The sequence below is a fragment of the Sungkyunkwania multivorans genome (genome assembly GCF_042675645.1).
GTDB classification, from domain to species: domain Bacteria; phylum Bacteroidota; class Bacteroidia; order Flavobacteriales; family Flavobacteriaceae; genus Sungkyunkwania; species Sungkyunkwania multivorans.
In genome coordinates, this window is sequence record NZ_JBHTJH010000017.1 from 1,363,343 (window position 1) to 1,373,335 (window position 9,993).

Sequence of the window (9,993 nt, forward strand, 5' to 3'; positions counted from 1 at the left end):
CAGGCAGGCCGGCCTTGCCTCCGACGACCCCAAGACCTTAGGGAAGGCATTAAGCATGAGCCTATTAGCCGCAATAGACGAATGCCAAGTTTGGATTTTGTTTTGTTGGATTAAATATATTGATTTATTGGAATCTTCCTCTTGGAATTAGTCGAAAAAGCAGTTGTTTTTTAGCTCAGTTCTTTAGGAGGAATAGTTTTTTATACGTTAACCGCATTTTTTTCCTAAATGAAGAAAAGATCGGTATGCATAATAATGTAAAACTTCTTCTAAAGCCATTTTAAGGGCTCTATTTATCGGCAAAATCATATTTCCTAAATTGAAGTCTATTTGATTTAATTTCATATAATATTCTGTGAATATAGGAACATATAGTCCTTTAGTTATTGCCTCGGCGGTTGAATTATAGTTGTCGCCTTGACCATCTTTAATGATTTTACAAGTAGCCAATCTTAAATTTCCATATTTGTCAGTGTTGGCTGCAAATCCAAACAGTCTACAAATTAGACCACGGTATTTGTAATGGCTACAACGACCTTGATCAATAATAGATAAAGGTTTGTAAATTAAACAAGTTGAGCTTTGGGTTTTACTAAGCTGAATGATCGTGTTTTCTGCCTCTCCATTTAAAAACAAGTGAAACGCCCATGGTAAAAATTCGATAGGAGAAGCTTCTATATTTGGATGAGCACAACATTTTCCACAACCAGAGACGCAACTAAGTCCTGAGGATTGCTCAAACTGAGCGGCTTCTAGCTCTAATTGAGAAAAAAGGCTTTCCACTAATTGAACTTTTTGTTCTATCGACATTATTTTTTAACGAAGGTAGACTTATAATGTTTATGAAAAGGGATTTCTTTTGAAAGAAATAAAGATGGTTTTATTGCCAGTGTATTTTTGAATGACTAGTTGACGGGAAGACTCGAGCTATTTTCCGCCGTTGTCTAAAGGTAATTATTTCGAGTGACACGAGCGAAGCGAGCTGGCGCCAACAATTTTCAGCATCCTGTCCTGAGCATGGTCGAACAAGTCGTTGAAACAGGCATTTGCCATCGCAAAATCTACAATGCCCTATGATGAGAATGATGTGTCGAAACTGAACTAAGAGCACTTGTTTTTAAGTCAGTTCTCTGTTATCTTTTGTTGCGACCCATAAGAATATGAATTCACTCTTACAATTGAACCAACGTGTCGAATCACTAATTACTATTTTTATATTTAACTACCATACTTTAAATGACCTAACCCAAGTATAACCAGATCCGCTCATTATTTCATTTCCAAGTTCTAAATCGGCAATGTAAAGATCGGACGGTAATATATTTTCATTTATTGCATATTCGATAAGTTTTTTTACGTTAAGCGCTACCTTTAAATGATCTGTTTTTGAACGAAAGGAAATATTTATCCATTTGTTTGAATTCAACCCAGATGGATCGCCCCAATTTTGATCGGTCCAAACTTCCCATTCCATATCATCAATTTTAACCTCCCCATATTTTTTTCCAGCGGGATCAAAATGTTTTTGAGTGGCATAGGTCCAAATCATGAATTCTGCAACGATACTGGATGGATCTGGTTCTTCGATTTTTAGCGGAGAATTTACAATCCACATTGTAGTGGCTAAGTTATGTTGCCCATTTGTTACCGTTTCTATATCATAGGATAAATTAAGTTCTGGAATGGAATTTATTTTTAAAGGAAATCGGTCATTAAAGAAGGGCGTTGGCGCCCAAGGAGATCTGCCGATTTTAATTTGGGGATAGGCATAGATCACATTGCTTTTTGAAGGCCATTGCCAAGACCAACCATATCTTATGGTATCGTTGATCATCTTTTTTTCAAGACATTGCTTCCAATCATAGTCCTTTGCAGCATCTTTGTTCCACACATTGTTGCAAAAAACCCCTAGATCATGCGTGATGGATAAATAGTCTTCACAACCCAAAGTGGTCGAAACCAATTTTATCTCTTCATTAATCGCTGTAGAACTGTCTCTACAAGATGAAATAAGAATTAAGGTCAATAGCAAAACAATGTTTTTTTTCATGTATCGAGTTTTCCAGCTTTGTTTGTTTTGAGTAATACAAACTAAGTCGTTTGTTTAAGATTAGTTGCATGTTTAAAGCACCCAATTTAGCAAATACAAACCGAACCTGCCTTCTGACAGGCATGTAGAAATCCGCAAGACGCGAGCCAAGCGAGCTGACACCAACAATTTTTAAAAGCCTATCCTGAGCGCGGTCGAAGGATAGGCGAGAACAAGTAATTGTTTTTATACGGTGTTGATGGGAGTTATTATTTTACCAAGGCCCATTCCTGGTTATATTGATAAATTTTCCGTTTTCCAATCTAAAAGCTCCTCCAGCACCAACAAACCAAAGTCTATTATCTAGGTCCTTATATATTTGAAAGATTACGGGTCTCTTATTGTCTTTGGATTCTTCAATTTCTATTAAGCCCTTTCCATTGTAGGTAAATAAGTAATGTTGATTAGATACAAACCAAATTTTACCGCTTTTATCTTCAGCAATACTCCCTATTCCTTTTCCGGTTTCAATTTTCCCTTCCGTAATATTTTTTGCTTTATTGTCTATTAAATGATATAATCCCATTTTTGTAGAAACCCAGAATTCACCGTCTTTATCTTCGAATATTTCATTGACAAAATTGGTTAAAATTCCTGCTTCTTTAGAAACATTTGTAATAGAATTATTGGCGTATGATAAAAGCCCGGCGTTTGAACTAAACCATAATGTGCCTTTACTGTCTTCGAATATACTGTGAACCATTTTTGTACTTGAAATGCCTAAAGTAGCGTCTATTTTTCCTTCAGGGAGATTAAAATTTGTGAACTCTTGACCGTTATAAATACAAACACCCTCAATAGTTCCAATCCATATTTTGCCATTTTTATCAGCAGCAACAGACCAAACATCATTGCTGATCAAGCCATCGGATTTATAATAATTTGTCACTAATTCTCCATCAATACTGCTAACACCACCTTCATGCCCGACCCAAATTTTCCCATCTTTATCTTCTGTGATGTCCTTTATTGTTACCTCTTTTCCTGATTCACTAATGATGCTGTCAATATGGATCAATGAATCACCATAAAGTTTAAATGCTCCGTTTTGAGTTCCAAACCATAAAATCCCTTTGCTATCTTGAAATATAGTTCTTACGACTTGACTTATCTGATCGTCGAAATCCGAAAACAAAGAGTATTCCTTGTTTTTAGCATTTATGTTACTCTCTTCTAGTTTCTTTTCAGACTTTATAGGATTTTGTACTTCATTCTCATTTTTTTGGCCAATACAAGAATTCAAAACAAGCGACAGAGTTAAGGTGGTAATCACATTTATATGCTTCAACAATATTTTCATTCTAATATGGCCTTCAAAGGTTAGTATATGAAAAGTAGCGGATTTTCACGCACGAATTTTTCGGTTGATAACAGACCTCCAATTTATTAAATTTCATGCCTTGAAATGATCAAACCACTTTTTTATATGTTCTTGCTAGCTATTTTTTGAGGTCTCTCTACAAACCGGCAGCTAATCCAGACATAAATTCCTCAAGTGTTTTCCAAATGTAAACTACCTGATTGATACCGTTACCTTTGTCGTCAAATTTATTTGTAAGAACAATTCGGCCCAGGCCAGTTTTTGGGTCGAACATCATATACGCCATGATGCCAGGGTCACCGCCAGAATGCCCGTACTCCCCTTTACCATTTATGGCCCAAAAGATGCCCGATTTCTTGTCGTCGGAAATGAATAGGGCATCCATCATGGTTTTATAAGAACTATCGCTTAGTATTTTTGAGTTTCCATTTTTATAGCCTTTGATCATTTCTGAAAAATAGAGACTTAGATCATGAACACTGGTTATAAGACCTCCATCGGCATAGGAAATTAACGAGTAGGGAGGAATTTTTTCGTCATTTCTTAGATATAAGCTAACAAAATTGGACATATCGATTTCTTCATGGGACCAGCCAGATCGCGTCATATTTAACGGATTTAAAACGTGTTCTCTAGTATAGTCCTGATAAGACTTTCCAGAAACCAATTCTACGATATAGCCAGCGATGGTAGCGCCCATATTGCTATAATTATAGGTTGTGCCGGGTCGCTTTCTCAGAAAATTCTTTTTCGCATAATATTTTCCAAAGGGATGCATCATACTCTCAATAAACTGTTCGACCGACATGGGTGTATTTGTATTGTATAGCTTTACATATTTTCGCAATTCCTTTGGTAATCGCTTTTTAGGGATGTTTATTTTCTCTGAAAAAAGATAGGTTCTTTCGTAATCAAAGGGATCGTTAAAGGAGGCCGTATGTGTAACAAGGTGTCTAATGGTTATCGGTATTTTCGGGTAATAGGGGTTGTATAATTTTTGCGGTAAGATATCATTAATAGGGGTCTCCAGACTTAACTTTCCTTCCTCTATCAATTTCATTATGGCGATACCCGTCAACGTTTTTGAAATAGACCCTATATTCTGAAGGCTATTTACCGTAAAAGGTCTTTTGTTTTCAACATCGCTATATCCGAATCCATTTTGATAATGAACCCCCTTTTCGCTTACCACTGCAACAGCAAAACCGGGAAGATATCCTAAGTCCTGAATTTTATTAAGTTTTGTAGTTAATGCATCTGCTTGACTTTGGGCATGTCCCAAGCCTATGAAAAAAAGACCGATCAACCCGGAATAAAATAATCGTTTCATGTCATTTCTTTTGATAAAAGTATGGACATAGATCGTTTAGAAATTGGATTTTTGAGACACCTTTACAACTCAAACTCTAAATTTCCAATACAAATCTGTTTGATCGACTTTTGTGATCTTTGGCAATACTTCCTTGGGTATTTCGCCAGAAAGGGATTTGAAATGATTGATAAAATCGGACTGGTCGTAGTAGTTGTTATCGTAGCATAATTCGGTGAATGATGTTCTGGTTGGACTGTTTTGATAACTATCTATGGTATTTCTAAATCTAGTGACTCGTTTGAATTCAGAAATACTACAACCCAAATAAGTTTTGAATAACCGAAGTAATGTACGCCTATTCACTGTGAATAGCACCTCTAGCTCTTTAACTTTTATGGCACCCTTGGAGTCCAATATTTTTTGGACAATTTTCGATAGCCTTTCTTCATTTAGTGGGTTATAAAGTTTTAATAAGAGTTCATCGAGAAGAAGAACTTTTTTATCATTAGAATTTTCGTTGAAAACGTTTGAAAGATCATTTACATGACCTGACCAAAAATTGTTGAAGACAACAACGGGATGATCGAATTTGGATAAAAAATCGTCTCTAGTAAACTGATTGATGCCTAGAGGTTTAAAAAGAATCCCAATGATATCAAAAGGTCCTCTTAGAACCGCTTGTTTTGCAGTACTGATATTATTAGTGAATACCGTAACGACATCATTTTCGGAATCGAAGCTAATTATTCTCTTGTTTTCGAAAATTTCTACCTTAGATCTGTTATAAATATTGAGGGTGGTTCTGTAATGAGGATAATGCGTAAAACTTTCGTCAAATTTCTCCTCATCAGATTTCAAAAAGTAATATGCATCGATATACTTCGATGAAATTTTATTTTGTGGTGGTAATCTGGTCAATGAGATCATTTAGGTAATTGAAAAATTAGAGATGAATCGAAAATTGTTTACAACGTGTCTCTGCATGATTCCCGCCCGAACATATCCTTCGGTACGGGCGGATCGTTGCTTGTTTCAGAAACTAATTTAGCAAATAGAAACCAAACCTGCCCGTCGGAAGGCAAGCAGGCAACACGCCAGAACGACGCTGTCGGACTGGTTGCTTACAGCCATCCAGAATGTTTATGAGGTCCAACATTTTTTCAATGTCAAATAGGTCTAAAAATTAGAGGCAATTGTTCTATACCTCAGCGCAGCAACAAAAACTACACCACCAATTGCATTGCCTAATAGGGCAATACCCTGAAAACTAAGATAATCTGCTACAGATAGCTCACTTGTAAAGATCAATCCTGCAAAAACCTCGATATTTCCTACGATGCTATGATGAAAACCAGCAAATCCAACAGTAAAAGTGATGATATAGATAACTACAATTCTACTAATGGTTTCTTTTGTCGAACTCAACAACCACGATAGGACCGCCATGAGCCAACCAGCAAAAATGGAGCTTCCAAATATGATCAAATTATGGGGTCTGGTAACATGATAAGCTATTTCACCTATACTATCTACAGATATAATTTCTAAGGCCAAACCTATATGACCACCTGCAAATGCAAAGATATATCCACCGATCAAGTTTCCACAGATAACGATGCCCCACAGTTTGAGGAGCTCTCCTATAGAACGTCTTTTGTGTAGTACTGGTAAAGCTAATAATGAGGTCTGTTCGGTAAATAACAATGACTTGCTCAATATTATTATGATAAATCCTATTGGGTAGGCAAAAGCCAAAATGTAGAAAATGACATCTTTTGAAACCCTTTCTTTCAGAATATTATGAAGTATTCCTAGCAGTAAAAAGCTAAATCCTATTTCTAATCCAGCTGTAAGCGCACTTAAGAAGACACTGGTTTTTTTATCTCTATAGGTCTCAATGCCTTCAGAAAGTTGGTCAACTAAGATATCCTCTTCAGATCTTGTTTTTTCCTGATGAGGATTGTCGAGTGCTTTTTCTATTTCTTTTTCAAGCTTTGCCATAAGATACCAAGCTACAATTTTGAATTTTTTTGTCGTATATGGACGCCGATGGAATTATATATGAAAAGTACGCCTTTTTTAGGAGATGATTTATCAGTTGGTTTTATTGTTACCTATAAGAAGGCAAATATTGATTAACTTTTAGGAACTGGACTAGGGCTTTTCATAGGAGCCATTGTTGTGGTTAGTTTTTTATTTTTTCTAATTCATGGTTATATTCAGTTTCATCAAATTCGAATGGTCCAAATTGAGAGTAATCCCAATGGGTATGACTTTCCTTTCCTCTGTGTAATTGCTCAAAGTCTGTCCAGATTACTTTTTCATCAATAATCTCGATCTTAGTCATAAAAGCCCAACACCCCCAAACTCCACAGTCACAGTCGAGAATGTCTGATTTATTGTCTTTAGAATTAGAGTTGTCGGTCAGGTTAAGCAAATTTTTATGTAGAGTTGTTGGACTAAGTCCTTCATATTGTCCAGCAATGCTCGGACTACCTTCTTTTGTTGCAAAAGGTTTTTCGAATTCATTTAGTAATTCGATTAAGTCAATTCCGTCAATCAAAATTTTTGCCACTGAGCGACTTAATTCACCGTCTGTACTTTTATGTATTTTGATTTGAAGTTTATTCATTCTTAAATTAACCACAAAGGTCTCGTATAATCGTCCCTTACGGGTTTTAAGTTATTGTTTTTGTTAGGTGCTGAATTTAGCATTTCCGACCGCGCCCGAACGTGCCGTTCGGTAAGGGCGGGGTGGTTTCGCTTGAGCCTGCCCTGAGCACTACCGAAATCAAAATATACTTTTGATTGAAGGTATCTTGTGAAACAAGTCGAAGGGTAGTCGAATCCACCGACCCGAGCGAAGCGAACGGACGCTAGTAAATTGCGGTTATACATTGTTGGTGGTAGTTTTTACTTTTTCAAATGTTCTCTGCCTTTATCTCCACCTAAAATCTTCATTACAACATCATTACCATAAATGCGGTGTAGATGACCATTCTTCGTTCTGGGTAATTCATGCTAATACCTTAAATATTTCTTTTATGAGTCTGCAAACTATACATATTTGATCCTTAGCCAAGTTCTTCAAAATGTAATTGTTATTGACCATAATTAATACAAAAATGACCTTCAGTTATGGTATACGATTGTGGCGTAGCAATCTCTAATTCTGCAATAAATTCAAAAGTTCCCATAATAAATTTTGCCTCTGGATTATGCGCTGTGATCGTTAACGTTCCATCGGCATAATAATAAAAATCACGATTAGCAGTAAAACCAGCTCTCGGCAATTCTGGTATAAGCCTAAGACTATAAGTGCCAGGTGTTGTATTTACATCTAAAGTAAAATCCATATTCGTATTGTCAATTTCACTAAATATTATGATTACAACGGTCGTTTCATTATTAATAAGAAAGCCTGCAATAGAGGAATCAATATACTCCTGACCATCAAACAAAGCAAAAAATTCATTATCTTTTGTTAAAGGAATATTTATAAAAACACCATTTGTAAAAGATTTCGTTTCGTTGTTATTTACACCTGTAAAATTAAATGTACCTGAAATGCTTAAGTTAGTGTAGTTTATTTCCGAAACGGTAATTTCTCCCATTATTTCATTACCATCATTTACAGAAACCCAACTTTCATTTGAAGCGCTATCAGGAAAGTAACTTGCTGTATTCATATTTCCATCAGCATCTGTTGTGCCTAATTGATATGTTCCTTCTGTGGTTTCGTATAATATTATAACAAATTCTTCATTCTCTCGCTTACCCGTAATTGTGAGTTGACCATTACCGATATGTGCTTCTGCATCGATAGAAAGAAAAGTTTCATTATCAAAATCAACTTGAAAAAAAGAATCATACTCACAATTATTTAAATCGTTTATCTGTTCTGAAATTTGATCGAATGCCTCCGGACAGGCTACTAATTGTTCCTCTAAAGCTGCTTTATATGCCAAACAATTTTCTTCAAGATTACTTGAATTTGAATTTGAAAAATTGTCAAATGCTGTATTTGCTAAATCACTTGCCTCTGCACAAGTTAGTTGAATATCAAGTGTTAAGGGTCCATCATAAGATTCATAGTCACAGCCATAGATCAAAGCAATAAAAATACAACTAAGATATACTATTGCATTGTTGAATGTGCGCATCTAAGATCGTGGTTTACTCTTCTAAATATAGTAATAATAATCATTTTCATAGCTCTAATCAGGGGAAGCTTACATAGGATGCCGAGCAAGTTATATCAAAAGAAAAAAGATGATCTGAGCAAAGAAGAAAATATTGATTAACTTTAGAGAACTGGACTAGGGCTTTTCATAGGAGGCGTTGTTGGCAGATGTATTTATAAATTGAATAAATAAACTAAAAATGTGGAAAAGGCCAAGACAATTATAGATCCTATGATATTTTGTCTTCTTTTGTTTCTAATTGTCCATCTTAGAACAAAATCTATCAAGAAACCAAATATTCCAAATGCTATCAAAACCTGCATAGCCATCATTCCCCATCCTTCGAACCTATTTAGAGTTTCCCATTTCAATAAAGTATAGGTCAAGCATATCAATAAGTAGAGAATAAGAAATACATTTAGTATGTTCAACCATTTCTTCATTAAGGAATGTTTATCATAAATATTACTGCCAACGGTTTGGCTATGGTTTCGTTGCGTGAAAATCCGCGAGGATTTTCCGCCGTAAACCGAAGATAGTAAAAATGCGAGGACTTTCCGCGAGGAAAGTCAGAAGCAATGAACTATAGCCGGTGTTGTGTGTAGTATTTTTTATTTTTCAGTCAGTTTATTTATTTCACGTTTGTTTGGAATCCATAACCACATTCCAATAATTCCTAAAAACAAAATCATAAACGTATTGTTTGTTTTTGTCTTTTTTTTAATCGGCATTTTTGTCCAATTAAACCAGATAAAAATTCCTGCAACAATTAAATTCAGAGTCCAAATCAGCCAGTTTGCTTTATAATCAAAGTCGAGTTTAATCCACAGTTTTGTGTCCGCAAAGATTATAATCATATATCCGATTTGGATTAAAGTCAGAATGATTAATAAAATCCGTAATTTTTTTAAATCCGATTTAAAATTTTCCTTTATAGTTTGTAATTCAGTCATTTTTTAGTTCAGTTTACGGTTGATTGGGATATGTCTTGTCCTGAAATATGGCTACAGGTTAAAATTGATTTACGCTGTTTTTAAATATACCATATTTGGTGTTCTATAGTCTAAAGATAAATGTAATCTGATTT

Annotated in this window: 9 protein-coding genes; all 9 read right to left on the reverse strand. The window is 35.3% G+C overall.

Annotated elements, in window-relative coordinates:
• Nucleotides 1–207: 207 nt before the first annotated feature.
• Nucleotides 208–810, reverse strand: coding sequence for a YkgJ family cysteine cluster protein (locus tag ACFQ1M_RS17615; protein ID WP_386410815.1), 603 nt, complete (start codon nucleotides 808–810; stop codon nucleotides 208–210).
• A gap of 412 nt (nucleotides 811–1,222) precedes the next feature.
• A complete protein-coding gene (locus tag ACFQ1M_RS17620; RefSeq protein ID WP_386410818.1) occupies nucleotides 1,223–2,050 on the reverse strand; it encodes a GH12 family glycosyl hydrolase domain-containing protein in 828 nt (275 codons plus the stop codon).
• A 253-nt stretch (nucleotides 2,051–2,303) separates the two neighbouring features.
• The gene (locus tag ACFQ1M_RS17625) at nucleotides 2,304–3,389 is read right to left on the reverse strand and encodes a ligand-binding sensor domain-containing protein (RefSeq protein ID WP_386410822.1); all 1,086 of its coding nucleotides are present in this window, start codon (nucleotides 3,387–3,389) and stop codon (nucleotides 2,304–2,306) included.
• A 157-nt stretch (nucleotides 3,390–3,546) separates the two neighbouring features.
• Nucleotides 3,547–4,740 carry a serine hydrolase domain-containing protein gene (locus ACFQ1M_RS17630; RefSeq protein ID WP_386410825.1) on the reverse strand — a complete coding sequence of 398 codons (1,194 nt, stop codon included), beginning with the start codon at nucleotides 4,738–4,740 and terminating at the stop codon, nucleotides 3,547–3,549.
• 69 nt (nucleotides 4,741–4,809) lie between these two features.
• Nucleotides 4,810–5,640, reverse strand: a complete 831-nt coding sequence (locus ACFQ1M_RS17635; RefSeq protein WP_386410828.1) for a helix-turn-helix domain-containing protein — start codon at nucleotides 5,638–5,640, stop codon at nucleotides 4,810–4,812.
• Between the two features lie 258 nt (nucleotides 5,641–5,898).
• Nucleotides 5,899–6,723 (reverse strand): formate/nitrite transporter family protein, encoded by an 825-nt coding sequence (locus ACFQ1M_RS17640; protein ID WP_386410831.1) that lies wholly within the window; start codon nucleotides 6,721–6,723, stop codon nucleotides 5,899–5,901.
• A 184-nt stretch (nucleotides 6,724–6,907) separates the two neighbouring features.
• On the reverse strand, nucleotides 6,908–7,354 hold the full coding sequence (locus tag ACFQ1M_RS17645) for a hypothetical protein (RefSeq protein WP_386410834.1): 447 nt from the start codon (nucleotides 7,352–7,354) through the stop codon (nucleotides 6,908–6,910).
• A 469-nt stretch (nucleotides 7,355–7,823) separates the two neighbouring features.
• Nucleotides 7,824–8,885, reverse strand: coding sequence for a DUF6252 family protein (locus tag ACFQ1M_RS17650; protein WP_386410837.1), 1,062 nt, complete (start codon nucleotides 8,883–8,885; stop codon nucleotides 7,824–7,826).
• A 632-nt stretch (nucleotides 8,886–9,517) separates the two neighbouring features.
• Nucleotides 9,518–9,859, reverse strand: coding sequence for a hypothetical protein (locus tag ACFQ1M_RS17655; protein ID WP_386410840.1), 342 nt, complete (start codon nucleotides 9,857–9,859; stop codon nucleotides 9,518–9,520).
• Nucleotides 9,860–9,993: the final 134 nt, after the last annotated feature.

Excerpts from the sequence above, each read along its gene's own strand:
- ACFQ1M_RS17615 (WP_386410815.1), bottom strand. The coding sequence starts at position 810 with ATGTCGATAGAACAAAAAGTTCAATTAGTGGAAAGCCTTTTTTCTCAA.
- ACFQ1M_RS17620 (WP_386410818.1), bottom strand. The coding sequence starts at position 2,050 with ATGAAAAAAAACATTGTTTTGCTATTGACCTTAATTCTTATTTCATCT.
- ACFQ1M_RS17640 (WP_386410831.1), bottom strand. The coding sequence starts at position 6,723 with ATGGCAAAGCTTGAAAAAGAAATAGAAAAAGCACTCGACAATCCTCAT.
- ACFQ1M_RS17645 (WP_386410834.1), bottom strand. The coding sequence starts at position 7,354 with ATGAATAAACTTCAAATCAAAATACATAAAAGTACAGACGGTGAATTA.
- ACFQ1M_RS17630 (WP_386410825.1), bottom strand. The coding sequence starts at position 4,740 with ATGAAACGATTATTTTATTCCGGGTTGATCGGTCTTTTTTTCATAGGC.
- ACFQ1M_RS17655 (WP_386410840.1), bottom strand. The coding sequence starts at position 9,859 with ATGACTGAATTACAAACTATAAAGGAAAATTTTAAATCGGATTTAAAA.
- ACFQ1M_RS17625 (WP_386410822.1), bottom strand. The coding sequence starts at position 3,389 with ATGAAAATATTGTTGAAGCATATAAATGTGATTACCACCTTAACTCTG.
- ACFQ1M_RS17650 (WP_386410837.1), bottom strand. The coding sequence starts at position 8,885 with ATGCGCACATTCAACAATGCAATAGTATATCTTAGTTGTATTTTTATT.